24 protein-coding genes are annotated in these 26,114 nt (G+C 46.7%); 17 read left to right on the top strand and 7 right to left on the bottom strand.

The window, feature by feature from the left end; translation table 11 throughout:
- Position 1: 1 nt before the first annotated feature.
- The 4 genes from ABEA66_RS22960 to ABEA66_RS22975 form a co-directional block, all read right to left on the bottom strand.
- Positions 2 to 1,153, bottom strand: a complete 1,152-nt coding sequence (locus ABEA66_RS22960) for a Ger(x)C family spore germination protein (protein ID WP_345591147.1) — start codon at positions 1,151 to 1,153, stop codon at positions 2 to 4.
- The gene (locus ABEA66_RS22965; protein ID WP_345591148.1) at positions 1,150 to 2,343 is read right to left on the bottom strand and encodes a GerAB/ArcD/ProY family transporter; all 1,194 of its coding nucleotides are present in this window, start codon (positions 2,341 to 2,343) and stop codon (positions 1,150 to 1,152) included. Before ABEA66_RS22965 ends, ABEA66_RS22960 begins: the two co-directional genes overlap by 4 nt.
- Positions 2,340 to 3,944: a spore germination protein gene (locus tag ABEA66_RS22970; RefSeq protein WP_345591149.1), complete on the bottom strand. Its 1,605-nt coding sequence runs from the start codon at positions 3,942 to 3,944 to the stop codon at positions 2,340 to 2,342. Before ABEA66_RS22970 ends, ABEA66_RS22965 begins: the two co-directional genes overlap by 4 nt.
- A 314-nt stretch (positions 3,945 to 4,258) precedes the next feature.
- Complete coding sequence (locus ABEA66_RS22975) at positions 4,259 to 4,753, bottom strand: MarR family transcriptional regulator (RefSeq protein ID WP_345591150.1); 495 nt, start codon at positions 4,751 to 4,753, stop codon at positions 4,259 to 4,261.
- Positions 4,754 to 4,988: 235 nt separating this feature from the next.
- On the opposite strand from ABEA66_RS22975, the gene ABEA66_RS22980 reads away from it, so the two are divergent.
- From ABEA66_RS22980 to ABEA66_RS23050, 15 genes are all read left to right on the top strand, one after another.
- Positions 4,989 to 5,432 carry an SgcJ/EcaC family oxidoreductase gene (locus ABEA66_RS22980; protein WP_345591152.1) on the top strand — a complete coding sequence of 148 codons (444 nt, stop codon included), beginning with the start codon at positions 4,989 to 4,991 and terminating at the stop codon, positions 5,430 to 5,432.
- A gap of 515 nt (positions 5,433 to 5,947) precedes the next feature.
- On the top strand, positions 5,948 to 10,642 hold the full coding sequence (locus ABEA66_RS22985) for an S-layer homology domain-containing protein (RefSeq protein WP_345591155.1): 4,695 nt from the start codon (positions 5,948 to 5,950) through the stop codon (positions 10,640 to 10,642).
- 216 nt (positions 10,643 to 10,858) lie between these two features.
- Complete coding sequence (locus ABEA66_RS22990) at positions 10,859 to 11,434, top strand: TetR/AcrR family transcriptional regulator (protein ID WP_345591157.1); 576 nt, start codon at positions 10,859 to 10,861, stop codon at positions 11,432 to 11,434.
- 85 nt (positions 11,435 to 11,519) lie between these two features.
- Positions 11,520 to 12,896, top strand: coding sequence for an MFS transporter (locus ABEA66_RS22995; protein WP_345591159.1), 1,377 nt, complete (start codon positions 11,520 to 11,522; stop codon positions 12,894 to 12,896).
- Between the two features lie 164 nt (positions 12,897 to 13,060).
- Positions 13,061 to 13,831, top strand: coding sequence for a DUF4184 family protein (locus tag ABEA66_RS23000; RefSeq protein ID WP_345591162.1), 771 nt, complete (start codon positions 13,061 to 13,063; stop codon positions 13,829 to 13,831).
- A 17-nt stretch (positions 13,832 to 13,848) separates the two neighbouring features.
- Complete coding sequence (locus ABEA66_RS23005) at positions 13,849 to 14,010, top strand: hypothetical protein (protein WP_345591163.1); 162 nt, start codon at positions 13,849 to 13,851, stop codon at positions 14,008 to 14,010.
- Between the two features lie 54 nt (positions 14,011 to 14,064).
- Complete coding sequence (locus ABEA66_RS23010; RefSeq protein WP_345591164.1) at positions 14,065 to 14,571, top strand: hypothetical protein; 507 nt, start codon at positions 14,065 to 14,067, stop codon at positions 14,569 to 14,571.
- 145 nt (positions 14,572 to 14,716) lie between these two features.
- Positions 14,717 to 15,202 (top strand): HXXEE domain-containing protein, encoded by a 486-nt coding sequence (locus ABEA66_RS23015; protein ID WP_345591166.1) that lies wholly within the window; start codon positions 14,717 to 14,719, stop codon positions 15,200 to 15,202.
- 112 nt (positions 15,203 to 15,314) lie between these two features.
- Positions 15,315 to 16,238, top strand: coding sequence for a DUF7638 domain-containing protein (locus tag ABEA66_RS23020; RefSeq protein ID WP_345591168.1), 924 nt, complete (start codon positions 15,315 to 15,317; stop codon positions 16,236 to 16,238).
- 15 nt (positions 16,239 to 16,253) lie between these two features.
- Positions 16,254 to 16,847 (top strand): hypothetical protein, encoded by a 594-nt coding sequence (locus ABEA66_RS23025; protein WP_345591169.1) that lies wholly within the window; start codon positions 16,254 to 16,256, stop codon positions 16,845 to 16,847.
- Positions 16,848 to 16,899: 52 nt separating this feature from the next.
- Positions 16,900 to 18,033 (top strand): hypothetical protein, encoded by a 1,134-nt coding sequence (locus tag ABEA66_RS23030; RefSeq protein WP_345591170.1) that lies wholly within the window; start codon positions 16,900 to 16,902, stop codon positions 18,031 to 18,033.
- Positions 18,034 to 18,075: 42 nt separating this feature from the next.
- Positions 18,076 to 18,564 carry an 8-oxo-dGTP diphosphatase gene (locus ABEA66_RS23035; protein ID WP_345591172.1) on the top strand — a complete coding sequence of 163 codons (489 nt, stop codon included), beginning with the start codon at positions 18,076 to 18,078 and terminating at the stop codon, positions 18,562 to 18,564.
- Positions 18,565 to 18,648: 84 nt separating this feature from the next.
- Positions 18,649 to 19,341: a hypothetical protein gene (locus ABEA66_RS23040; RefSeq protein ID WP_345591174.1), complete on the top strand. Its 693-nt coding sequence runs from the start codon at positions 18,649 to 18,651 to the stop codon at positions 19,339 to 19,341.
- A 72-nt stretch (positions 19,342 to 19,413) separates the two neighbouring features.
- A complete protein-coding gene (locus ABEA66_RS23045) occupies positions 19,414 to 20,469 on the top strand; it encodes an alpha/beta fold hydrolase (RefSeq protein ID WP_345591177.1) in 1,056 nt (351 codons plus the stop codon).
- Positions 20,470 to 20,623: 154 nt separating this feature from the next.
- On the top strand, positions 20,624 to 20,953 hold the full coding sequence (locus ABEA66_RS23050; RefSeq protein WP_079908476.1) for a winged helix-turn-helix transcriptional regulator: 330 nt from the start codon (positions 20,624 to 20,626) through the stop codon (positions 20,951 to 20,953).
- Positions 20,954 to 21,027: 74 nt separating this feature from the next.
- Here ABEA66_RS23050 and ABEA66_RS23055 read toward each other — a convergent pair whose 3' ends face one another.
- Entirely contained in the window at positions 21,028 to 21,741 is a 714-nt protein-coding gene (locus ABEA66_RS23055) for a TetR/AcrR family transcriptional regulator C-terminal domain-containing protein (protein WP_192701071.1), read from the bottom strand.
- A gap of 108 nt (positions 21,742 to 21,849) precedes the next feature.
- Here ABEA66_RS23055 and ABEA66_RS23060 point away from each other — a divergent pair, with 108 nt between their 5' ends.
- Positions 21,850 to 22,527 carry a DUF6022 family protein gene (locus ABEA66_RS23060; protein ID WP_345591180.1) on the top strand — a complete coding sequence of 226 codons (678 nt, stop codon included), beginning with the start codon at positions 21,850 to 21,852 and terminating at the stop codon, positions 22,525 to 22,527.
- A 63-nt stretch (positions 22,528 to 22,590) separates the two neighbouring features.
- Here the strand turns inward: ABEA66_RS23060 and ABEA66_RS23065 are convergent, their stop codons facing one another.
- Positions 22,591 to 23,148, bottom strand: a complete 558-nt coding sequence (locus ABEA66_RS23065; RefSeq protein WP_345591182.1) for a peroxiredoxin-like family protein — start codon at positions 23,146 to 23,148, stop codon at positions 22,591 to 22,593.
- Between the two features lie 82 nt (positions 23,149 to 23,230).
- A complete protein-coding gene (locus tag ABEA66_RS23070) occupies positions 23,231 to 23,902 on the bottom strand; it encodes a Crp/Fnr family transcriptional regulator (protein WP_345591185.1) in 672 nt (223 codons plus the stop codon).
- A gap of 271 nt (positions 23,903 to 24,173) precedes the next feature.
- Between ABEA66_RS23070 and ABEA66_RS23075 the strand changes: the two genes are divergently transcribed.
- The gene (locus tag ABEA66_RS23075) at positions 24,174 to 26,033 is read left to right on the top strand and encodes an assimilatory sulfite reductase (NADPH) flavoprotein subunit (RefSeq protein ID WP_345591187.1); all 1,860 of its coding nucleotides are present in this window, start codon (positions 24,174 to 24,176) and stop codon (positions 26,031 to 26,033) included.
- The last annotated feature ends 81 nt before the right edge of the window (positions 26,034 to 26,114 follow it).

Here is a 26,114-nt window from a genome sequence, read left to right on the forward strand (position 1 = left end):
CCTACCTCATTTCCATTCCTGTATTCCGGATTTTCATATCGTAGGTGATTTGAATTTCGGCTTTCGGGAAATCCTCCTTCCAGTCCAGCTTTTCCCATATTTTTGGCTGAAAGGAACGGATTTTGCTCCCAAGCCCGAGGATGTCTGAACGATATTGATTCTGAAGCTTGGCAATAACCACCTTCGCTTCTTTCTCCAAATATTTCTCGGCATCCTTTTCCATTTTGGCGATTTCTTCTTCTTTGAAAAGATTGGAACCGAATGTTTTCTCCAGTAAATCTCCTTCCAGAGAGATGTGTGTTTTGGAGACGACATGTCCGTCGACGTAAGAAATTTCATTTCGGGATTTGACGAACTCCGTATTGATGGTAATCAGTTGGCTCGGATTCCCCTGATAGGGAAAGGTGATGTTGCCCCCGCTTTTCCTTTCCCGGATTCTAAGCATTTGCCACGTATCCTGGCCTGGAAGAACGCCGACCATCCGTACCCCGCGGAAAACGGCTACCCCTTCCCACCGGATATCGTCGTCCTTCACTTCGACGTAATTCAAATACGGGTCGCGCGTTTTGGAGGTCAGATCGATATAAAATTTCCCCAGGTTCATGTCCGGGATTCGGCCGCTTTTGGCTCCGTTTTCTATAAGGGTCATGACGTATACGATCGGGATTTGCTCGAGATTGGGACCGGCCTTCAACAGATCCCGGGCTTCTCCCTTTACGATTAAAGGCCAAAGCAGCCGGCGGATTTGCGGATCTCTGCGGAATGGATCGAATATATGGTTGACACCCTCACGGGCAGCGGCTTCGCCGATGGCGATGACCCTCGTATGTCCATAAAACAGCTCTTGGTTCAGCCGTTTCTGCAGATTTTGAAACGCTTCGACAACCGTCTTTCCTTCCGAGCTCATCACCCGAACCGCTTGTTTGCCGCCACCCGCTCTCCCGCCGCTGGCACCGGCTATTTTGATCGGGATGGGGATTTGAACGGTTACGAGCAAATGGGAAGGGTGCTCCTTGGATTTGTCAATCGCGATACCTACGACAGAGGTGCGCTCCTCGATTTCACGCCGATCCCAACAGCCGGTCATCAGGAGCTGGAAGCCAAACAGGCAGGCAAGCAGAATCCATTTGAATACAGGATGCCTGAAGGTCATTCTTTACCGCCCCCCAAATTAATCTGAGGACTGGTTGCTGCTTCCTTGTTTTTGCCGCCCGAGCCTTTTTTTCGGATGATAGCCAGCAGCAAAAGTATGCCGGGAATGGTAAAGGCGACCGTGCTGCCAAAATACCCCAAGTAATCGGAGTACTCGAACAGCTTCGTCGTGCTTGGGGGATACATCGCCAGCCAGTAAAAAAGGGGCAAATGGAAGAGCGCGATCAGACGGTGCCCTTTCAGATGAAACATTTGTCTCAACAGAAGTGAGCCGGCATAATACGTATTACCGACCGATGTAAATACGGCGGCTACCCATACGCCCAGGAAGGCGGATTCCACACGCTCCAGGATTAATCCAGGCACCTGCGTCGTTTTGACCAGCTCCAGGGTAGGCCAGGCGAGCAGCTCCAGCTCATCTACACCGAACACAGCTGTCCCCGCAATGACGATCAGGGCATACACGATTCCCGGTATGGCTATGCCCCACATGCTGGCTTTTATAATTTTTTGAGTGGCTGCGGTGTAAGCCAGAAACATGAGCATGATCTCAAAGCCGAGAAAGGAGGTCGCCGACGAAGCGACTCCTTTCATGAAGTTGAACCAGCTCACACGAAACATCGGAAATAAATTTTCCAGATTCGCACTCTGGTAAGAGGAGAGAGCTATACCCAATATTGGAATGACGATGATGACTAACAAAATTTCATTGACGCGCGCAAGCACCTGCACATCATGTAAGGTAAAAACAAAGGCTACCAGCAGCATGGAGATGATAATCACCTCCAAAGGGGTTCTAATCAGAACGGTAGTTACAACCACTTCGCCGAAGATTCTCGCAACGATGGCCGTGCTGATCACCCAGTACACATAATACGGAAGGAGGACAGGAAGACTGAGTATCCAGCCAACTGCGGGATGCTTGGAGTTCCCAAGTATCTGTCTGGCGTACTCGACTATGCTTTGGTATGGGAACCGTTTGGCCAGCGACGCAATGATATACATGGCCACCATAGACAGCAATGCACCCAGAATGGTCGAGAGCCAGCCGCTTTCCCGGGCATAGTGCACTGAGCTGCGGGGAAGGGTGAGGACACCGACACCGATAATGGTGCTTGCTATGAGCCAAGAAGATTGACGTACGGTCATCGTATTGGACGAATCATTTTCCTGCTCTCCGTTATGCTTCAATTTGTTGTCCCTCCTTCCTTAGGGCCCATTCTATTTTCATCCTTCGGTTTAAAAATTTTCGGCCGTTTCTTCATCCAGTACAGCGGAGCGCGGATGACCGTATCCTTCATATCTGATACTTTGCTGGGAGCCAGAGGGGACAGGTAAGGAACGCCAAACGATTTGAGCGAACACAAATGAATAATGATCAAAATCAGAAACAGCATGATCCCGTACAATCCGAATAACGCAGCGGCGATCATGACCGGAAATCGTAACATTCGGAGCGCGATGGCGGCGCTGTAGCTCGGGGCCGCGAAGGAACCGATCGTCGTCAGAGCGACGACAATGACCATGATCGGGCTGACGATGCCGGCCTGTACCGCCGCTTGTCCGACGACCAGGGCGCCGACGATGCCAATGGTCGGACCGATCGGTCCGGGCAGCCTAACGCTGGCCTCACGCAATATTTCCATCGTTACCTCCATTAGAAACGCTTCGACGATAGAAGGAAAAGGAACGGTGGACCGTCCCGCCGCCATCGCGATGACCAGCCTCGAAGGGATCATCTCCGGATGAAACGAGCTGAAGGCGATGTACAGAGAAGGCAGCAGCAGTGCCATAACCATGCTTAGGAACCGGATCAGCCGGATAAGAGTACCTATGAGAAACCGTTCGTAATAATCCTCAGGACTGTGATAAAACTGGGAAAACACGGCAGGTGCGATGAGGCCGAACGGTGTGCCGTCGCATAAGATGATCACTTTTCCTTCCAGGATATTGGCGGTCGCTTTATCCGGCCGTTCCGTATTCTGAATTAAGGGAAAAGGAGTCCAATGGGCGTCCTCGATCAGCTGCTCGATATATCCGCTTTCCATGGCGGCGTCGATGTCGATTGCCTCAATTCTTTGAATCACCGTGTTCACGATCTTCATGTTGGCTACGCCATCCAGGTAAATGACGGCGATATCTGTATTGCTCCGTCTTCCGACGGTCATATTTTTTATAACGAGGGACGGGTCCTTCAGACGAAGCCGGATTTGTGCCGTATTGACTCTCAGCGTTTCGGTAAAGCCATTGCGCGGGCCGCGCACGACCGATTCAGTTCTCGGCTCCTCGACCCCCCGTTTGTCCCAGCCCTTGGTGTTTAACAGAAACGTTGTATCGGTTCCGTCCATAAGAAAGACGGTATCCCCAGATAAAATGCTGCGGATCGCCTTGTTCAAGGTGTTGGTTTCCCCAACCTCATTAATAGGTAAGCCGTATTGCTTGAGCATATCAAACACACGGCTCGAATCGGCGGATGGATCAGGCTCAAGGCCTTCGCGGGTGTTGAACATTGCCGCTTTTAAAATAAATTCATCAATAATGATGGCATTGGTTAATCCGTCAATATACACCAGCGCCGCAGCGTATCGCGGATTTCCCCCGATATGAAAATGGCGGATGACTAGATCATCGCTTTTGCCCAAAGATTTGTGAAGCATTTGAATGTTATGCTCCAGCTGATGGCTGATCGCAATTTGCTCCATCTGGTTGAGCTTCTCATCCAGTTTAGCTTCGTCCGACGCCCGTTTTTTTTGTCTCAAGAAAGACATCGGATTGCGGATATCTTTGAACATAAGCGCATCCCTCCTATGTTTAGACATTCCCTGAACAGCCAAATTTATGCAAGCTTACTTTGCTGTTTAAGCGTTTGGCATCATTAGATGGAGCTCATCCAGAGGCTAAAGATATCCGGCTTTTGGGAGCGGCTGTCATGGGTGGATATAACAAGGAGGATGGCGGGAGGTTTTCGCGGCACAAGAGACAGGGCATATGCAACATGATACAAAGGGAGGATAGACGGTCTGAATACAGCATCGATAGAACGAAACTAAGGCCTTTGCCTATAGATAGGGCAAAGGCCTGCCAATATTGCCGTAGTGGAGCCTGCTTACGGTGCGCTGTCATTGTCCTTCTTCAGCCTGGTCATCTCAGTCAGCGTCATCTCATTACATTGTTTGATAAAGGTAAGGATCAACTGCAGTTCCTGATCTGTATATTGCGAGAAGATCTGGAGAGTCGATTGCATGACCGATTGGAACAGGGGTGAAATTTGAGCCGATCCTTCCGGCACGGGTTTGACGATGACGCGTCTGCGATCCTTCGGATCCTTATCCCTAACGACATAGCCTGCTTGTTCCAGACGGTCGATTACGCTCGTAACGGCTCCCGTAGTAAGACCGGTAAGCTGTGCCAGCTGTCCGGCTGTCGCGGGCCCGATTCCGTTCAAGTAATCCAGACATTTGTGATCGGTGGCATTCAAACCTAGCTTCTCGGAAATCAATTGGTGAAACATAACGGCACGTGCGCTGTTCTGCCGCAATTCGTGGAGTAAATCCTGCTGTATTGATGAAAGCTCGGCAAAAGGTAAACTATCCCTTGACATTTTCATACCTCCGCATTAAGATAAAAATATATCTTGATTCGTTAAGATAATTAATTGATAAAGAAAATTTACGTATTAAGATTTTGTTCCTCCCAAGTATATCACAAGTGATCTGAATTAACAAAAATCTTATCGTGGTAAGGACAAATGGGTTGATTCGCATCGAAGTTCAATGGCTTATTTAAGCCGATCCGACCGGTGACGGTTGGAAATAAAAAAATGAGGAGCGATTAGCATGGATAGGAACCATTCGCAGGATATTGCAGAGATTAATGAGCTTTTTCAGAAGCTGAAATGGGCATGGGATCGTGGGGATGGAACGGCTTACGGTTCTTGTTTTACCGAAGATGCCGATTATGTGACCTTTCAGGGGGAACATTTGATAGGGAGAAAAGCAATTGCCGAAACCCATCAACAGCTGTGGAACGGTGTACTACGTGGGTCTACGCTGGAAGGAGAGATCAAGAAGATCCGGTTCTTATCGCCGGAGACAGCGATCTTCCATGGACTTGGCGTCGTCAAATTAAGATGGCAAAAAACGGCCCCGAGCAAAAGAGACTCTATAAATACCAACATCGTTGTTAAACAGAACGGCAAGTGGGTCATAGCAGCGTTTCAGAACAGCAGAATCTCAGGACCGAGCCTGATGCAAAAAATATTTATGAAGGTAAGCAAATGACAAGATGCTGTTGAGACAAGGGGTGCCAATCGACCTCAAACAACGAGAGAGACGAATGTATTGAAACGGGAGGCACGGTTGCGATTCCTGTTACTATCGTGCCTTCGGTAACGTTTGCTTGGGCTATGCTTGCAGAGCTAATACCATGGAGACGACTAGTACGCTTTCATCCTTACCTTGGGCACAGGGCTGCTGCTGACGGGATTGGGAGTTTTTATCCCGGATTGGGGGTAGGCATTGAGTAAGCGTACAGCCGGGCGGTTCACCGGGCTGCTTGGCTGTTTTCGATTTAATGCTGCAAATTTAGGCTCGTCCGAGGACTCCGGGCAGTCGGGATAATAATAAAAAAAACCACCCCTACCATAAAAAATGACATCCCCGGCCATACGCTTGTATCCTACAATGAATGAAGCAACAGGAAGAGGGGGGACGATCGCTGCCATACTATTTTGTAAACGGTTCCGCCGATCAGAGTCATTTCATCATGGATTTATGAGGAAAGGGGTCAAACTGCAATGGATGGTTTTATGCGTTTCAAGAAAACAACGGCGATATTACTGACCGCATTGATGGTCACCAGTTCCGGTATATGGAATGCTCCTTCCGTATCCGCAAGCAGTTCATCCGGTGTTGATGTGCTGGATCCGGATTTTATAGCAAGTCATGGAGGTAATTTCGTCCATATCGATGCAGATTCTAACCGATCGCCTTTTGATGTTTTCGGAGAGGCATTTGGCACGGATAATCCTGTTGAGGGTGCTACCAAAACAGTAAGACAAATCCTGCCCGAAGCGGCCAGGCATGTAGAAAATGTATATGACGCCGCATTGGGACAGGAAGTATTCAAAGTCGAGGTCAACGGTAATGATTGCTATACCTGTTATTTGCATGGAACGAAGTATGATCCGGCAACCGGTCAATTTACCGGCGGCAATGACGATAGACAAAGAATTGAAATCAGGCCGGGGGAAGAAAGCAGGAACCTGGTAGCGGTTGAAAATGAAATCACGGCTTTTCACTGGAAGCTCAAGATCGATAAGGATATTCAGAAGCCCGACGGCTTTTTTCATATTTTCCAGTACAAGGCTTATAATTCCTTCGGTCTAGTCGGCAACAAATTACCGCTTCATGATGCGGCGAATTACCCGAACTTCTCCAGCTCCGAGGATGGCAATCCAATATTAACGTTCACAATATCGTCGTCGGCGACTCAGAATCTGGAGTTCCGTTATGCGGATATCGGAACGGATGCCGGGCAAGAAACGCTTGCGAGCGTGCCGCTCAACTCCGTTAAGGACAAGTGGGTCGATATTACCGTCAAAGTGCTCAACTCCGAGTATGGCTGGGTGACCATGACCATGAAGGATGCAGCGACCGGCAAAGTAATCATGGAATATAACGATCCGAACCGGGTTCTGGACATGTGGAGACGTCCCGAGATCAAGTATAACAATCAGACCTTTGAAGGGCCTTATCCTGCAGTGTCCAATATGATTAACCGTCCGAAATGGGGGATTTACCGCAAAGCGGACAAATCGAACCCGAATGTCAAGGATGCCAAAATTTATCTTGCCGATATGACAGTAGCCAAGTCTGCCGTAGGCGTGTCGTCCGTAAACCTTGCCTATAATAAAAAGGCTTACAATGTGGGGACAAAAACAGGGAATGCCCTTCAGTTAGCCAACGCAAAAGCGGAGAGACTAACGGATGGCGTACAAGTGGATCCGGTGAAATATACGAACTTGACTGCCGTACCCCTGAGTAATACATCCGCCCTTGGCGACTTAAGCTGGATGGGTACCGAAAGCTCCAAAAAAGGGAATCTTATTGTTGATTTAGGGAAGAAAATGGACTTTAACCAAGTGAAGCTTTTTGCAAAAACCTTGAGATTGAAATATGTTAACGTCTCCATCACAGATGATACGGCTGATCATGACGCAGGGGCTTTGGAATCCGTTTCGTTCACACCAGTAGATCCGTTGTATACAGATGGAGGCAAAGATTGGACTTACTTTAACGCTGCTAATGGCGGTGGAGATGATACGGCGGATAAACAATACATCATCGATCTTGGAAAAGCCTATTCGTCCAGATATGTAAAGTTTTATTTCGAAAATGGTTCTGGCTCTAATACAGCCGGCACTACGACAGCGCAAATGACAGGTCCTCCGCGTTTAACGGAGCTGGAGATTTATAACGCACCGCAAACGCCAAAAAATGTAAAAGTAGATTACACCGGGGGTTCAGAAGCAACGATTTCATGGGATCCGGTGCCTGCTGATTATTTCGTGATTTATGATAACGGAAAACCATTCGTAGAGAATGCGGCTTCGAACAGCTTCAAGCTGACGAATTTAGATCCTGGTGCTGAGTACGAGTTTACCGTGAGAACCGCTTATACGGATCCGTATTCGTTCAAACCGATGCTTTCCGCGGAAAGTGAGGCAAAGGTGCTGCATACGGACGGAAATCCGATCATCCCTAACCCTCCTGTATCGGTTACAGCGACAGCCGTGTCGGATAAATCGATTAACGTCAGCTGGGACGCCGTATCGGATGCGCAGAGCTACAGGGTCGTATTAGCTACGGACGGTTATGAAAGAACTATCGCTAATGATTATAAGGATACCAGTTATACGATTAAAGACCTTTCTCCAGGCATGCCGTACCAGGTGAAGGTGTATTCGATAAGACGGGGTACTCCGTCGACAGCAGCTGCGGAAGGACAGATTATAACTACAGGGATCAGAAACCCTTCCGATAACCTATTGTTTAACAAGGAAGTTCAGTACTCTAGAGTCTGGAACGATGATACGAGCAGCTACGGCGCAGGTAAAGCTTTGGATAACGACGTGGACAGTTCCCGATGGGTTGCTCTCAAAGGCTCCGCATCGGCATGGATGATGGTAGATATCGGGGAAACGACTCCGGTCAATACGTTTGAATATTACAGCTATCAGAATAAGCTGAAAAAGGTGTCTTTCTACTATGCAACGGATGGAGAGGCGTTCACAGATCCTAACAGCAGCAAGTGGATCAAAATCGTGACCGACGATCGCGTCAGTCAAGGAAAGTACGGCAATCCGGCAATTTCTAAAATTGCGGAGAGGATTACGATTCCTGCTCCCGTCAATGCAAGATTTATAAAATTCACGGTTGATGAAGTGGACGGAGACATTAATGTAAATGAAGTGAAGGCTTTCGGACCTATTTCCTTTGTAGGGGCATCTGCGCTAAAGGCTGTGAATAAGACAGATACAAGCGTTGATCTTAACTGGGGCGGCGCAACCACGAACCTTCCGGCTTCGAGCTACGAAGTCTATCAAGGAAACGGCAAGCTAGCAACGGTAGCCGCTAATGTTTATAGCTATAAGGCAACGAATCTATCGCCAAATACGGATTATACATTCAAAGTGAGGGCTGTAAGCGAGTCTGTATATAATTCCGTATATTCCACATTGGGCGGATTGACGCTTAAAGTCACTACATTACCTGCTTCGGGTACGGACCCAGGCACGACCGATCCGGGCACAACAGATCCAGGCACAACCGACCCAGGCACAACCGATCCGGGTACAACGGATCCAGGAACGACCGACCCAGGTACACCAGAGCCAGGTGTCATCGCGGCTCCAACTGGACTTACAGCGGTACCAAGGAACAGCCAAGTCTTTTTGTCATGGAATACGGTCAGCGGTGCGACTTACTATAACGTGAAACACAGTATGACGGCGGGAGGAGGCTATTCTACAGTAGCTGCGAATGTAACAAACAATGTATATACAGATACCGGCTTATTGAACGGGACGAAGTATTATTACGTTGTAACGGCCGCCAATGCTAAGGGAGAAAGCATCAACTCAAGCGAAGTGTTCGTCACACCTTATGCAGTAAGCAGCGGCAGAGGCAGCAGTGGAAGCTCAGGCGGTACTTCTGCAGGAACCGGTACTCCAAGCGTACAGCCTTCCAAGGACGGGACACAGACGGTGACACTCGATCCTGTTATGGAGAAGGCGGATGACGGCCGTTCGATTGCGAAGGTAGCTCTCGATACAACGACGCTGGCCAAAGCAATGGAGGCACTAACATCTAACGGCTCCACAGCAAGCAAATTGACCATCGAAGCAAAACATGGTGACGCAGCGACAGCGAAATTCCAGCTTCCAGCACAGCCATTGGCGGATGCGTTGTCCAAATTACCTGCATTGATCTTGTCCGTGAAGTATGGCGATGTTACGTATGATCTGCCGATTAGAGCGGTTGATTTTGCTGGAATGGCTAAGTCACTTGGTGTAGACATGAAGGATTTGAGTATTACAATTACGATGGAAAAGGTGAACGATACGATTCTGGGGGCCATCAAGGATAGAGCCAAGCAATCCGGCTTGACGCTCCTGTCGGGAGCAATTGATTTTCAAGTTACCATAGAGGGCAAAGGAAAATCGGCTGCAGTAAATGATTTTGGACTTCATTATGTAACCAGAACGATGAACATCGGCAAATCGGTGGACGCGAAGAAGGCAACAGCCGTGCTGTATAACCCGTCGAACGGGGAGTTCAGCTTTGTGCCTGCGATCTTTACCGCCGCAGGCGGCTCCACTCAAGTGATGATCCAGCGTCCGGGCAACAGTATATATGCAGTAGCAGAGTCCTCCAAAACCTTTGCCGATATGAGCAATCATTGGGCTAAAGCCGATGTAGAGCTGCTGGCCTCCAAGCTAGTAGTCAAAGGAATGACGGATACCGGCTTTACGCCGGATAACCGGATTACCCGCGCGGAATTTGCAGCGATCCTGGTTCGCGGGTTGGGACTTTCCGAGAACAATGCGGCCAAGTTCAACGATGTAAAGACAACCGACTGGTATGCGGGTGCGGTTGGTACAGCTGCTAAAGCAGGTCTGGTTGACGGCTTTGAGGACGGCACATTCAAACCGGACGCTAACGTGACCCGTGAGCAAATGGCGGTCATGGTTGCAAGAGCAATGAAGATCACTACTAAGCAGCCTGCTGCCGACATCAAAGCTCTGGATAAATTCGCGGATCAAACGTCTATTAGCGGATGGGCTAAGGAGGCGACGGCACAAGCTGTGAACGCGGGCATTATTAACGGGATGACGGACCGTACCTTCGTTCCGGCGGAACATGCAACAAGAGCCGAAGCCGCCGTTATGGTCAAACGCCTTCTGCAATATGCACAGTTAATGAATTAACAAAGAGTTAGGGAACACCTTTGCCCCTCCAAACGCAATGAAGAGAGAGGGCAGAGGTGTTTTTTTGCTTACATCCGTTATTGCTCAATCCGTGATAAGGAGGGGATGGTTATGGAAAAGACACTTGACTTTTGAACGGAAAAGATTTACCATGTTTTCACATGTAAGTGATCACTTGCATATAAAGGAAAGGAGGAGAGCCGCATTAGCAAGGAGATGAGCAGCAGCGACAGATTGCTTACAGCCGTGATCGAGCTTGTTGCCGAGAGAGGGTATAACGGCGTCTCAACCAAAGAAATTGCAGCCGCAGCCGGAGTGAACGAAGTGACGCTGTTTCGGCTTTTTGGCAGCAAGCAAAATCTTCTGGAGACAGCCTTTCATCAGCATCATTACAGTGAAGAAATGACAAGGCTGTTTCAAGAAAAGCTTGTATGGGATTTGCACACCGATCTGCTCTTGATCAGCCGTACCTATCACGAGGCGATGAACCGCAACCGGAAAATCATCCAGATTGCCCTTAAAGAAGGGAGTGTCTTTTCGGAGTTTCGGGAAAAAGCAAATAAACACCCTCAGAAATTGAAAGAGCTGCTGGCGAACTATTTTCAGACCATGCATGAAAAAGGAAAGCTGATCGAAGCGAATTGGGAGCTGCAGGCCTTGTCGTTTATGTGGATGAACTATGGAGCCTTCGTCAGCAATCTCCACTCGGACAGTCCGAGCTTTCCCGCAGCCCCGATGAATGCATTTATTGAGGAAAGCGTACGCACCTTTGCTAGGGCATTAACCCCCTAGTATTTATTTTTAACTGTGATGTAAGTAAGTACTTGCATACAAGAAATAATCATATAATAATAAACATCTGGAGGGGAAAAAGCTTATGAATACGGATGTAAAGCAGCAAGGGGACTCGCTGATACGTATCCTGATGTTTACGGTCATGCTGTCCTCGATGAGCGCTCTCATGTTTAACATTGTCCTGCCGGAAATGAGTCAGGAGTTTCAGCTTTCCATCGCTCAGGTTAGCTGGATTTCATCGGCCTATACGTTGATTTATGCCGTAGGAACGGTAACCTATGGGAAGCTGGCCGATCAATATAGGCTGAAAAGCGTCATCACCTTCGGGCTCGTCTTGTTCGGAGTCGGCTCATTGATCGGTCTGTGCTCCCAAACCTTCGTCATGGCGTTAATCGGAAGATGTATTCAGTCTGCTGGCGCGGCCGCTATTCCTGCAACGGCAATGCTGATTCCCGTACGTTATTTTGCCCCTGAACGGAGAGGGATGGCTCTGGGGATGACGGCTACGGGGTTAGCGCTCGGCAGCGCTATTGGACCGGTCGTATCCTCGCTTATTGTGAGCGTTGCCCATTGGAGGTGGCTATTTGCCGTGCCGCTGCTCATTCTGATCACACTTCCTTTCTATCGCAAGCATCTGGGGGACGAACGGGGGACACCAGCTCCTTTCGATTGGATAGGCGGCCTAACCTTAGCGCTTACCGTAGTGCTGCTTTTAATCAGTGTTACCAATGGGGGATGGTGGTTTGCGTTAGGCGGCTTGATCGCAGCGGCAGGCTTTATATGGCGAATCCACACGGCAGCCGTACCGTTCGTTCAACCGGGGTTGTTCCGGCATCAGCCGTATGCTTCAGGGGTTGTACTGGCATTTATCATCAATGGCATCGGGATGTCCCTGTACTTTATTACCCCATTGCTGCTGTCACAAGTCCATCAGCTGTCTCCTCAGTGGATCGGCATGGCGATGGTCCCGGCAGCCGTTGCATCCGCTATCTTGGGCCGCAAAGGCGGAAAGCTGGCAGATGCCAGAGGCAATGCCTTTCTTTTCAACACGGCATCCTTGCTTCTTATAGCATGCTTCCTGCTGCTCTCAGCCTTCTCAGGGATCTCCCCGCTATGGGTGTCAGCCATTCTGATCCTCGGAAATGTTGGCCAGTCCTATATGATGATTACGATGTCCAACACCATCTCCAGAACTTTGGAGCCGAAGCAAACGGGAGTCGGCATGGGGATGTTCTCGATGCTGAACTTCATTTCCCAAGCGATTGGAACAGGGGTGTACAGCACCATATTGGATATCCGGACTATACACTCCTGGAATCCGTTGAATCTCACTCCCGGAGGCGCCATATTCAGCAATATCTATCTCGTCCTCGGCGGGTTGCATGTGCTTATTTTCATGGCTTACTATTTTCAATATAGCGCTTCCCGTACCAGAGCAGAGGTAAGAAAACAAGGGTGAGTGCGGTATCGCGGCTTATAGCAGATGGGGCTGGAAAAAAGGGTTCGCTGAGTCTTAAGGAAAGACTTTGCGGGCCTCTTTTTCATTTCCAATATTTACATCGAATGTTATGATGAAAGTGCGGGTTTTCATAAGCTGAGTCTTTTTATCCAAGGAGTGATGGTTTGCCGTTTACATTTGCTCACCCATTGTATTCGTTGCCTATTAAATACATCAGGCCCCGATATTTTAGTTTAATAGGACTTATTCTCGGAAGCATGTCTCCGGATTATGAGTATTTTATTGCGCTGGAGCCATATCAAACGATAGGCCATACCCATAAGGGACTTTTATTGCAGGCGCTTCCCATAAGTGTAATCTTATTAATCCTGCTTCACCTGATAATGAAACCTTTAGCAGCCCATCTGCCTTCTGTGTTTCATCTAGATGTCAGAGCGAGCCATCTCATCCGACACTTTGATTTTCGAAATGTGAAGAATTGGATTGTACTTTTCGTTTCCGTTGCACTTGGCTTCTATAGTCACATTTTTGTGGACGCGTTCACACATCAATCTGGTTATTTTGTTATGAGGTATCCTGTTCTTCAAAAAACGTATGGATCCGTCCCGTTATATAAGCTGCTTCAATACGTTCTCTCTCTCATCGGTTTGGCGGCCCAGGGCTTTCTAATAGTAGTGCTGCTAATCAAAACCCCGAATACTGCAAAAAACTTTAGAAAAATAGACTCGAAGAGAAAGCTATATTATTGGCTAGTCGTATTGATTACAGGGATAGCTGTCGTCATCGCAAAACTGCTGTTTACTTCAAGTACCAATGTTGCAGGAATTCTTGTCGTCTCATCATTATCAGGATTTTTCATAGGGCTGATTGCAGCGAGTGTTATTTTCGGGGGGAATATGATAAGGGATAATACCGCGGCTTTATTCTTATCATGATCAACGCGGAGGTATGTATGAAGACTATCATTTACATGGTGAGGCATGGTCAATCTCCTAAATTAGCCGATTCATTGGGTAAAGAAATACTTGTTTATGAACATCGTAAAGAAATGGTTTATAGAATGGAATTTAGCGAAGAGAAGTTGATAGATATAGAGAGATTGTGGAAAGTGTAATACAGTGAAGGAAGGTGCGAGATTATATTCCAAAAAAGATATGTGAGCAAATTCATGAGGGCACTGCTTTATATATTTATCTTTATTAGATCGGAACCTGAGAACCCCGTACATAAGGAAATAATAAGTATAATTTTAGATTGGCTTCATAAAGATATAAAGTTTGACTTTAGAACCATACGTACGCTTGTTGCTAGATTGAATAAGATTAGGAATGATGCGTGCAGAAATAGAGTGATTGCCGAATTAAACTCATTTTGGGTTAAAACAGGGAATTTTAATATGAATCGGGTCCAGATTAGTGTTGAGCCAATAATTTATATACTAGAAGAAATATATAAAAAGCTTGAATTGCAGGAATTTGATAAAGTGCGAATAATGGCGAGTTCGGTACATAACTATCCTTCATTTATTTTAGGAACACACTATTGCAATTCGGAAGAATTCTGGAAGATTCATATAAATTACTATAATAGAGTATTCGATGAGGGATTCATGAGTGAATGGGAATCCTTATTCCTGGTTGAGTATCCAAAAATGGTTCATGAAAAGAGAAATTAGACTTATTCGAGGAAGTAAGAACATTTCTTCTTATGCTTTTTAGGGATACGAATACGTGAATGCAGTGAACCCAACTAAATAAAGGCAGTGATATTCATTGATAGAATCTATCGACTCATTAATAAGTCTAAACGGTTTAATCTGGATGTCCTTGGTTATGTTCGTCATACACGACTTGGAGGAAATTATTTGGGTGGAGCCGGTTATCAAGAAGCATAGGAAAACCATATTAAGTCGGTTACCTAACGGGTTAAAAACAAAAGCAGAACCAATGCTGGATATAACCAGCAGCCAGTTTGCCGTTGCTGTATGGATTGAATTTATTCCTTTAACGTTCGTAACCTATTTGGCAGCAGAGCGCGGCGAGTATTTGGGGTATTTGGCTTTTATCACGATATTTTTTATTCATGTATTTACACATCTGGGGCAATCCCTGCTGCTTAGGATTTACACTCCGGGGGTCGTTAGTGCAGTGCTGGTTGTTCTTCCATTTACAAGCTATGTGCTGTATCGAATGACGAATGAATCGCTGGTAAGCTGGAATGAAGTGTTTTTGAGCATACCGTTTGGTTTCATCCTTATTCCCATTGTTCTGGCGGGACACAAAATTGGCAAGAAGCTGGTTGCTTAGTGAGTAGGGAGGAAGTTTTTTTAGGTTTTGATCAAGAAGTAACGTGCAGCCTGCTTTGCTTTAAACTGTCTTGCTAAAACTAAAAGTTATTTTGTATTGGAGTGTTTTACAAATGAAAAAAATTCAAAGAACAAAAACGATAGAGGGTACGTCGATCCCTGGGATTATTCATAATGGGGGTCATTATTTTTATATCAACGTGGATATCTATGAGGATGGGATGACGAATTGCTGGGAGCTTGTCGATTTAAAAGGATTGGAAAGCAAAATAAATTCGAATTGGTTAACTCCCGTCGTTCCAATCGGTGATACGATTTCCATTCACGGTCTTGGGTCATACAGAATCGACGAAGCGAACTGGAAGTTTAACAAAAAGAGCTATTACAAACATATCAAAGAGACCATAAAAGTACTTAATCCGGAGTTTGTTAATATCTACGAAATTTCAAATCGGGAGAAGACATTATCCGAGACGAGAAGAATCGTTCATTCTCCTAGAGCGACGGATTTTTATGTAGAGAATGAAATGTTTTATCAAACCGCTGAGGGAAATGGCTTTTTCATTTTTATGAAATATGAGGGGAAGCATTATTTAGTTAATTTGATTGCATATAAGAACGGGCTAGTTGTCATCTACCATTTGCCGAACGAAGTGCAATATCGAGTGAAAGAAATAGGGCCGTTATTTGAAAATGGAACTTTTTTCACTACTTACGATAACCCCATACCGATTACTTTATCGGATCTAGGCGAAGTTATTTTATCCAAACCGTTATATGCCGCAAATATTGAAGAAAAGTATAAGGAGCTTATGGATATTTACAAAAAGCTGAACGGAGAAAAATCATCGTTAGAAGCTTGTAGAGAGGCTTATTATTCCTATTTAGAAAATCCGAGCGAGTTCTACAGAGAAAACTTAAGAAAGAAATATGAACTTGTACCTGAACACGAAAGAAGATACTTGGGTGATATGGATAGCAAGGATTCGGATTATCGAAGGATATTATATAGGCCCAACGTGAAACGAGAGGTTTAAAGCAGGGGGATAACCGTGTATGCTGTCGGGTTCGATCCAGGGGAAGCATGGATAAAATATGGGGAGGTTCCTACAACCATGACAATGAATCTAAGAATAATTAACGAAAATACCGAGGAAGGATTTCAGGATCTTGAATTTAGTATTGTCGATTACAAAAAAGATGAACATTCGAATCATATTATTAAAGCATTAGGTATTTGTAATAACGAAGTGGTCGGATTTGAAGTGTTATTTAAGCCGGATATGTTACCGGGAGTCGTTCATGGCGAACTGGATAGAAATGCATTTTGTCCCGGCGGGATTCAAATAAGATCGATAGGAATGGAATCCGATGTCTTTATTGAGAAGCTGTCAGGGTTATACGAGCTGGCAAACGATAAAAAGCAAATGAAAGATACCATTATATTGACCAGCTTCGCCTTGCAGGGAGATCCACGAGCTTTTGCTAACGAGTATTTAAAGTTTAAGGTCTTTTACGATGATCAGGATGAGTTAGGATTATATTCTGAACTTTACATCAATATCAATTTACAGACAAGAATGTTGGAGTTGAACGAAAAGGATACGGGATATAGGGGAAATCTATTGAAAGCATTTAGTAAGTGATTCGACCGCCATTGATGGCTCATTTGGAGATACAACAGAGGGGATCATTGAAATGGGACTCGACTATAGTTATGTGCTTGTAATTAATAAATATAAAAAAGATGAGTTAATCAATTTTGTAAAAGAGAATGGGGAAGTTAACGGATCAGACTGCTTCTGCATGAATTTCGAAGTGGATTCCTTTATTCTGAAATATTTAGAAGGTGGGTATGATTGGAAGCCGCATTATGATAAAGAGGAAATTCATCAGCACTTGACTTCTGACAATAAAGCCAAAATAGGATGCATCTACTATACGGAAGTGAAAGCTATTAATCCTGAGGAACTCATTGTTAGTTTCACTGCTGCTACATCTGACATGAGTCGGCTGTTCCAAGACTCAATAGCTGTGAAGAAATGGTTCATTGCATTAAGTAAAAAAGTTAACTCCATTATTACATACGTAGATTTGGAAGCTGAAGGGCACAGGATAATTTATTTGAACGGAAACGAAACTTTTTTAGAGTTTAAAGGTGAAGGATTCTTTTGTGTTAAAAAGAACAGTTTTCTTGGTATTATGGACGAATTTGGTAATCATCTGCCCTATATTCTAACTTCATATTATGAGACAAATTATAAGTTCGAAGAAAAATATTCAATTGTAGTTCAGAAAGATAATATTGACAAATTACGAAGCTATATTGAAAGAAATGGCTACTTTGATCATGGCCAAGTGGTTTTATATTTTGATTTAGACTCAACCCTATTCAAGTATCTGGAAGATGGACATGGAGAACAAGAATATGGAATACCCCAAGGTATTATACCACAATTTAGAAAAGATAATGTTTATAAACAGATTGGAACAAATAATAAAGTAAAGTTAGGGAAAATTGACTATCGGGAAGAAGACATAAAAGGAGATAAAGAAAATCTAGTAGTTAGTTTTATTCCTATGAAGTGGAAAGTTAATCAATTATTCTCTGAGTCACTATCCATTCGTAATTGGTTTATAGAACTAAGTAAGGAAGCTTCGGTTAAAATGACATTTCAGAGCATATGGAATCAGGGATATGGTCATAGAATCATTTACTATCAAGGGGAACAAACAAATGTTGAGTTCACCGGACATTATGACCTTGAAATAAGTATTTTTACTAATATCTATCGCGTATTCTCAATGTATTTAATGCATTTTGAAGAATAAACGACTTTGGTGTGGCGCTCAATTCTTTAGGAGTTGATAATTATGTCGGTCAATATAACACACAAGTTATATACCATGTGCATGGTACAAGACGGAACCAAAGTACTATTAATAAATAGGCCCGATAAACAAGGCTTCCCAGGCTATATTGCACCGGGAGGTAAGGTTGATTTTCCGGAGAGTATTGTGAATGGGGCAATTCGTGAAGTAAGAGAAGAGACTGGATTAATCGTTAAAGACATTATATATAAAGGTATAGATGAATTTTGTGAACCTAATAAAGGACTAAGATACATGGTGTTTAACTATTTGGCTACTTCATTTGAGGGAGAGTTAATCGACAATCCGCCTGAAGGGGAGCTTTTGTGGGTAGAAATTGAAGCGGCATTAAACCTGCCCATGCAGAATTGGTTTAAGCGTAGGTTTCCATTGTTTTTTAAGCAGGGTACCTTCGAAATGAGTTTTGTATGGGATGAGAAAAACAATGAAACATTAGAAGAGACCATCAGGAGCTATATTGCGGGTGTTTAAAAATTCATTTTCTTTAATGACTCCAATTTCATTGAAGAATTTGCAGATTACTGAAAGTCTTTTAAACAGAAAAGGCAGGAATGTATGGGAAATGAACGTTTAGCATTTGTATGCAAGGCCTGCAAACAAACAGCTGAAAGATGCTTGCATGATAAAGAGGGCTTTGACATAGTAGCATTTGAAGAGATCATGGAATGGTCAAATTTTTCTCAAGACGTCCCAGACCTTGGTACTAGGTATTGGGAAAGGAGTTCATTTCCCCCGATAGCTGGCGAGATGAAAAAAGTGCAGGTGCATTTTCCTTTCAACATGTCAGTAGGAGAAAAATTTTGGACTCTGTTCAGACCTGCTTTATCGAGCTTTAATGGATGGGAAGATCATCCAGATGAGATTGAATCTTCGGCAATGATTAGGTGCAGCTTTGATAGCGTTATTGCTAAAACAGATGAAAGAGCTTGGATAAATATTAAGGCTGAGGAAGTCATACTTTTAAATTGCATCGATAAAACCTTCAAACAAAGAAATGGAGAGGGATACTTAGATTATTTTCATAGTTTTGAAAAACCTTATATGACAAAATATAACGATTGGATTTTATTTCAAGCTAGTGCACAAAGCAATTTAGGAGTGTGGGCATTAGTGAAAAGAAAGTTATGCAAGAGTACTATGATCGCGTATGGTGAATGGGAATTTCATTCAAGCAAAGTATATTGCGGGAACCTATTGCTGTCGGAGGATGAATTAAACGAGTTAATGGGGCGTTCAGAAATATATTAATACCATCACTTACACTCTGCTTCCTGTTGGAGCTAATAAAATTAAGAGGGAAGCAAAATAGGGAGATATCGATTGAACCGAATAAAAGTAAAAGTAGGGCTGACCGTTGCCGCGGTCATTGCTATTCTATTAGTGCTTGGGTTGATATTCCCCACCTGGACGCCTTCGATTCAAGGAGAACGGAGCATCAGCAGGGTGGAGCAAATCCAAATCAATGGAGCAGGTCATGAAGTCATGATTAGGGGGAAGAATGTTCGCAATCCGATCCTTATTTTTGTGCATGGCGGGCCGGGCTGCTCAGAGATTCCGTATGTGAGAAAATACCAGCAGCTTTTGGAAGAGCAATTCACTATAGTGCATTACGATCAACGGGGGAGCGGGAAATCGTATCATTTTGGGGAAGATTACACGAAGGTTTCGACCGATGTACTCGTTGATGATTTGTTGGCATTGACCGATTATGCTGCTGAGAAGCTTGGACAAAAGAAAGTGCTGCTGATAGGCCATTCGTTTGGAACCTATATCGGGATGAAGGCCGCGGCCAGATCCCCTGAGCGTTTTTCGGCTTATATTGGCATAGGTCAGGTAGCCGATCAGGTACAGAGCGAGCTGGACGGCTGGGAATTTGTCCTTGAGCAGGCAAAGCGGGCTGGCAACGCGAAGGATGTCAAGCGCTTGGAGCTTCTGCATGATTCTATAGCCGGAGGGTCGCAGCTGACTCCACGGGGGATGGTTCGCAAATATGGCGGTGCCGCCAGGCTCATTGACGACAATATGGATTATTATAAAGGTTTCCTTCTACAGCCCGAGTATAATTTGCTGGACGTTATCCGTTTCTTAAGAGGAGTTTCCGAAACGCAGCAGCCGCTGTTAAAGGAGGAAGCGGCGCATCCTTTGGCAAGCCTGATCACAAGCTTGGAAATCCCCTGCTATTTTGTCATGGGGCGATACGACTATATGACTTCTGCCCGAGCGGCCAAATCCTATATGGATACGCTGGAGGCTCCGGAGAAGCATTTTGTGCTGTTTGAGCAATCCGCCCACTATCCGCAGTTCGAGGAAAAAGAGCATTTCGCCGAATGGTTGAGCCAAACAGCGAGAGAGCTTGGATTACAGAAGGAATCCTAGAATTGCAGAAATTAGAATAAGGAGCATGACTAGCTGAGCTGCAGGTTCTTTCCCTTTGATTTTCAGCAACCAGTCAACTATGCTATGTAACATAGGATTGCTATTAGAGGCTGCCGTATTTTTGAATAAAAGCTTGTGAAAGGAGCAAGGTATCTTGAGACCGACCGATTCTGATTACGCCGCCAACGTAACGTTAGGCATTCTTGAAGGAAAGTGGAAGCTGCTGCTTATTTGCCATCTGCGGAACGGCACGAAGCGATTCAGCGAGTTTACTCAATTGATTCCGGGCCTGACGCAAAAAGTGTTGACGTACCAACTCAGAGAGCTGGAATCTCATGGCTTGGTAAAGCGTGAAATCTATCCGGAAATCCCTCCTAAGGTGGAATATTCCTTGACCCCTTACGGTGAGAGCCTGATCCCGCTGCTGGATCTGATGAATCAATGGGGCAAGGAGCATTTGGCTCGTTCCAGGCAAATTTGTTAGGCAGCCCCCAAATCCATTACCTTTTTCGGTTATGGATTTTTTTCCTTTTTGGAGTCAAGCCCCCGCTTATGGGGTTATTGATTTGACCTCTGGGCCTCAAACCCATCCAGCAGTACTTGTAATCCAAACGTAAATTCCTGGTCCCAATCGACAGCCGTCGTGTATGCGGCCAACCGGCCAAGATAGGGATAAAGCTCTGATGAGAGAGCTTGAAATCGTTCCTTTTGCTTGTCCCCCATTTGCTCCACATCCACAAGCTCTTGTTTGGCACGGGCAGCCAAGCGGTTCTCTTCCTCCGTAAATCCGTAAATGTAGTTTTTCAGCATAGACGCAAGCCAAGGGATTTGTGATTCTCTGAACCCTGACTGGGCCAATACCCGGAATAAATATTCGATGTGGGACAGCCGGTATGGGCTTGCCGCGATCGTGGCCCCCATGATTTGTACAGAATCCCGATACCTATGCAGTACCCGGCGAAAATGAAGCGACCACTGCCGAAGCTGCTCCCGCCAATCCAGCTGCTCGTCAGGAAATTCAATCTCCGAGCTTATTTGCTCCGCCAATAAATGAAGCAGCTCCTCCTTATCCTTCACGTGATAGTAGAGGGAGGCGGCCTTCACTCCTAGGGCATCGGCGATTTTGCGCATGCTGATCTGTTCCAAGCCTTCGGCTTGCAGCATGGTCAAGACCGTACGGATGATCCGCGAGCGGTCGAGCGGCGTATGAATCTGTTCCAAGCTTCCGCTTTGAATTTCAGTTTGCGTTGGATATGTTCTTCTTCGTGCCATGGCTACCCCTCCAATGAGTTCTTGACAATTATACCATATAGTATTAATCTAACAGTGTTAAAATATAATCTAACAGTGTTAGAATATTACTATTGGAGATGATTATCTATGGAAAAAGCACTCATTCACACGGTAATTCGAGGTATAGAAAAGACATTGGCTGCTTCATGGAGGGCAGTCTATGAGGATAAGAAGGTGCAGTTAACACAGATGTTTGCGGAGTATGGCGACCGTGCCTACGGAGTATGCATCCAAGAATTTATGGTACCGGTCTTGGAGCAGCTGAAATCGGAAGGATACACCACCAAGGCGGGATTCAACCGCAAGGATTCCATGGAAAACTGGGGACCGCCTGAGGAGCGGGAACGATGTATATGGTACGTTCTCTACGACGTCAATGGGACTTCGATCGGCACGATGGTGCTGCAGGTCTATCATTCGCATAGAGCGTTCCATCTTCCGCGGGCGCCGAGGCTGTTTGCACTGGAGGCTGTTGAAAGAGAATCCATCATCGCAGCACTCTCTCAAGCGACTGCACGAGTAAGGTGGGATCGTATGGAGGAAAGGCTGCCGCTTCCTGCAGAGCTGCAGACTGCGGGGGACCGATGGGAATATGCGACGGAGGTGGCCCTCGGGGATTGCTTGCAGAACAATGAAATGGAGCATAGCGGCTGGACGCTGGACGAAGCCTTGTCTCACTGGGGACGGTACGGTTGGGAGCTTGTCAACGTTATGCCTTCGGGCGGCAAAGTGATCGCTTTTTTCAAGCGTCGTCAAGCGGTCTGATGCAAGGAGATGGTCCAACAGGCGAATCTGGATCGACCTGTTGGACGAACGGGATCTTGCGGTCTATCGGCTTGCCGCAGCAAAGAGATCAATGGTGTCGAAGGGTAAATGCTCCGTAACCACCTGGCTGTAGTGACAAATCCGGATAATTCCATCCTCATCCACCAGGAACTCGGCCGGCATGCGATAGAAATTCGAGCCTTCCTCGGTCGTCAGCTTATAGCCCGCCGCCTCCACTTCCGCGATGACGTCTTTAATGGAGGGGGCGGCCAAGGTGCTTTGCACTTTTTCCTCCGAGCTCTCCACCCCGTATTGATCATAGATGACAGCGGATGGATCGGCGATGAGCGGGAACGGCGGGTTTTGTTTGCCGACGTAGGCTTGAAGGTTGATTTCGGGCGATTCAAAGAAGGCGATGATGTCTAGCGATTGCCGCTGCCAGGCCGGATGCCGCTCGATAAAATGCTGAATCCGAAGGTTACATAACGCACAGGCAGAGTAACGGAAAAAGGAAATCAATACTTTGCGCCCGCGATACTGCTCCAATGATACACGCTTTCCATGCTGATCGGTAACTTGAAACAAGGGGGCCTTGCTGCCCGGCTGAAGCTTTTGATTCATAGGGATTCCTCCTGAGGGTTTGAACTCAGACCTTTGGTCTACAGCCTTACCTTAGCAGGACCGCGGTTCTTCCTTCTGTGACCTAGTCACCAAGCTGTGCCTCCAGCCTTCCTCGATCGATAATTTGCACCCAACCTCGCCCTGTTTCCACCCAGCCTTTACTTTGATACCGCTTGAGCACACGAGACACGACTTCGCGGGCCGATCCGATTTCATTAGCAAGCATTTGATGAGTGATTTGAAGCATGGGATTGGCGCTGCTTGTCGTGCGAAGCAGAGCCTTGGCAAGTCGGGCTTCCAACGGTTCATTATATTTTGCCTGCAGCATCTGACTCGTACGGACTATCCCGTCCAGTAGCCCGCCGAAGATGGCGGTTCGAATCGTCGGCTGCATCTGAATCCAGCTCAGAAAGCCGGACTTGGAGACGAGCAGCACCTCGACCTCTGTCTCGGCTATAAGAGAACCGGGGTAGTCGCGGCCGCTCAGCCCGCAGAGCACCATGAGTGAGCAAACCTCGCCGGCGGACAGTAAGGTCAATAACGATTCACTCCCGTCCTCCCCGATCAAGGTAATTCGCATCGTACCGCGCAATAGGAGCACGGCGTAATTGGCGGCTTCGTTTTTTTGAAAAACACGGGCATGTGCCGGATAGGTCAACACTTTGGGCTGTGCGGCAGTCCATTCCGCATGCGGAACCGATTGTAAGAACGGAAATACCTCGAAAATATGGGAGTCATTGAGAGCTGAAGACATGATGATGCCCCTTTCTCTAAGTAAAACGAATAAGCTGCAGTTGATTTATTTTACCATTAGACACTCCCATGAAGCACTATTGGTGGAATCGATCCGTCAAAATGTTCATTTATAAGAAAAATTGAAACCAACTGACAAAAAGTTTTATAGACAAATATCGACGAATCGCATTGACCCTGTGGGTAGACTGCTGTAGCATAAGAGCAGGAATAAAAACAGAGTAAGCAACTTGGAATAATACTAATTATGAAACGATGCGAGGTGGATGTTGTTGCAACTCCAAGTAACGAACAGTCCTTTTACAGAAGAGCAGGCCGAGCTGATTAACCGGCTTCTGCCGACGTTGACCGAGGCGCAAATTCAATGGCTGGGCGGCTTTTTAGCCTTTTATCGCCCGGACCGTTCTGCCGTTCAAGGCGAAGCTCCGGCTAGTGTCAATAATACGATCGCGACGGCTCCCCAAGTACTGACCTTGGTTCCTGAGGTGCAGGCGCCTTGCGAGGCGACCATTCTGTACGGCTCCCAAACCGGCAACGCCCAGCGGCTGGCGGGCCGCTTATCCGATAAGCTGAAGGAGCAGGGCTTCCAGGTCACTCTCTCGGCGATGAATCAATACAAGACGAACAATTTGAAAAAGGCCGGCTATTTGTTCCTGCTGACCAGCACTCATGGAGAGGGAGACCCGCCGGATAATGCGCTGACCTTCTATGAATTTTTGTTCAGCAAACGGGCACCGAAGCTGGATGACGTCAAATTCTCCGTGCTGGCCCTTGGCGACACGTCCTATGAGTTTTTCTGCAAAACAGGGCAGGATTTTGATAAAAGGCTGGAGGAGCTCGGCGCTCAGCGAATTGCCGACCGCGTTGATTGCGATGTAGATTTCGAGGCGGCGGCATCCTCCTGGATTGCGACCGTTACCGATGCGGTAAGCGCGACGGCACAAGCGGCGCCGGCTTCAGCAGCTGCGGTTGTGGAAATCGAAAGATCCGCTTCGGGAGAGTCGGAATTTGGCCGCTCCAATCCGTTCCAGGCGGAGGTTCTTGACAATATTAACTTGAACGGCCGCGGCTCGGATCGTGAAACACGGCATTTGGAGCTGTCGCTGGAAGGCTCCGGGTTAACCTACGAGCCGGGTGACTGCGTCGGTGTGTACCCGCAAAACGACCCGTCCCTGGTCGACGCGCTGATTCGCTTCCTGCAATGGAATCCGGAGGAGCGTGTTGCAGCCGGCAAGCCTGGAGAAACCGTTTCGCTTAGGGACGCGCTGATTCATCATTATGAGATTACGGTTCTGACCAAACCGTTGCTGGAGAAGGCCGCGGCATTCTCGGGGAACAGCAGGCTGGCGGAGCTGGTGAAGCCGGAGAACAAGCAGGATTTGAAGGAATACATGAGCGGCAGAGATTTGCTGGATCTGCTGAACGACTTTGCTCCATGGACGCTCAGTCCCGCAGATATCCCGGTGCTGCTTCGCAAGCTGCCTCCGCGTCTTTATTCGATCGCCAGCAGCAGTAAAGCGCATCCGGAAGAAGTGCATTTGACCATCCGAAAAGTGCAGTATGAGGCCCATGGCAGAGAGCGGGGAGGCGTATGCTCCGTTTATACGTCGGAGCGCTTGCAGCCCGGTGATACGCTTCCGATTTTTATTCAGAAAAATCCGAACTTCAAGCCGCCCGTTAATCCGGATACACCGGTGATTATGGTTGGACCAGGAACCGGAGTAGCGCCTTTCCGGGCTTTTCTGGAGGAGAGAGAAGAGCTTGGCGTGGGCGGCAAAACGTGGCTGTTCTATGGGGACCGGCATTTTGTAACCGACTTTCTGTACCAAACCGACTGGCAGCGCATGCTGAAATCCGGCGTACTGACACATTTGGATGTGGCATTCTCCCGCGATACGAAGGAGAAGGTATACGTTCAGCACAGAATGCTGGAGAAGGCCTCCGAGCTGTACCAATGGCTTCAGGAAGGCGCACATGTCTATATTTGCGGTGACGAGAAGCATATGGCCCATGACGTGCATAAAGCGCTGCTTACGATCCTTGAACAGCAGGGAGGCAAGAGCGCGGAAGAGGCTGCGGCTTATTTGGCCGAGCTGCAGGAGCAAGGGCGCTACCAACGCGACGTCTATTAATCGAAACGTAAGGATAGAGGTAAGGAAAAAGAGAGTACGGACGCACCTAGTAACGGTGCCTAAGTAAAGGAGCTGACAGCA

The organism is Paenibacillus vulneris (genome assembly GCF_039543185.1).
GTDB classification, from domain to species: domain Bacteria; phylum Bacillota; class Bacilli; order Paenibacillales; family NBRC-103111; genus Paenibacillus_S; species Paenibacillus_S vulneris.

Bases quoted from the DNA above. Each gene is read 5' to 3' on its own strand.
- ABEA66_RS23030 (WP_345591170.1), top strand. From the start codon at position 16,900: ATGGGACTCGACTATAGTTATGTGCTTGTAATTAATAAATATAAAAAA.
- ABEA66_RS22995 (WP_345591159.1), top strand. From the start codon at position 11,520: ATGAATACGGATGTAAAGCAGCAAGGGGACTCGCTGATACGTATCCTG.
- ABEA66_RS23020 (WP_345591168.1), top strand. From the start codon at position 15,315: ATGAAAAAAATTCAAAGAACAAAAACGATAGAGGGTACGTCGATCCCT.
- ABEA66_RS23070 (WP_345591185.1), bottom strand. From the start codon at position 23,902: ATGTCTTCAGCTCTCAATGACTCCCATATTTTCGAGGTATTTCCGTTC.
- ABEA66_RS23055 (WP_192701071.1), bottom strand. From the start codon at position 21,741: ATGGCACGAAGAAGAACATATCCAACGCAAACTGAAATTCAAAGCGGA.
- ABEA66_RS22960 (WP_345591147.1), bottom strand. From the start codon at position 1,153: ATGACCTTCAGGCATCCTGTATTCAAATGGATTCTGCTTGCCTGCCTG.
- ABEA66_RS22970 (WP_345591149.1), bottom strand. From the start codon at position 3,944: ATGTTCAAAGATATCCGCAATCCGATGTCTTTCTTGAGACAAAAAAAA.
- ABEA66_RS23035 (WP_345591172.1), top strand. From the start codon at position 18,076: ATGTCGGTCAATATAACACACAAGTTATATACCATGTGCATGGTACAA.
- ABEA66_RS23015 (WP_345591166.1), top strand. From the start codon at position 14,717: ATGTCCTTGGTTATGTTCGTCATACACGACTTGGAGGAAATTATTTGG.
- ABEA66_RS22990 (WP_345591157.1), top strand. From the start codon at position 10,859: ATGAGCAGCAGCGACAGATTGCTTACAGCCGTGATCGAGCTTGTTGCC.
- ABEA66_RS23060 (WP_345591180.1), top strand. From the start codon at position 21,850: ATGGAAAAAGCACTCATTCACACGGTAATTCGAGGTATAGAAAAGACA.
- ABEA66_RS22985 (WP_345591155.1), top strand. From the start codon at position 5,948: ATGGATGGTTTTATGCGTTTCAAGAAAACAACGGCGATATTACTGACC.
- ABEA66_RS22980 (WP_345591152.1), top strand. From the start codon at position 4,989: ATGGATAGGAACCATTCGCAGGATATTGCAGAGATTAATGAGCTTTTT.
- ABEA66_RS23010 (WP_345591164.1), top strand. From the start codon at position 14,065: ATGAGGGCACTGCTTTATATATTTATCTTTATTAGATCGGAACCTGAG.
- ABEA66_RS23005 (WP_345591163.1), top strand. From the start codon at position 13,849: ATGAAGACTATCATTTACATGGTGAGGCATGGTCAATCTCCTAAATTA.
- ABEA66_RS22975 (WP_345591150.1), bottom strand. From the start codon at position 4,753: ATGTCAAGGGATAGTTTACCTTTTGCCGAGCTTTCATCAATACAGCAG.
- ABEA66_RS23065 (WP_345591182.1), bottom strand. From the start codon at position 23,148: ATGAATCAAAAGCTTCAGCCGGGCAGCAAGGCCCCCTTGTTTCAAGTT.
- ABEA66_RS23040 (WP_345591174.1), top strand. From the start codon at position 18,649: ATGGGAAATGAACGTTTAGCATTTGTATGCAAGGCCTGCAAACAAACA.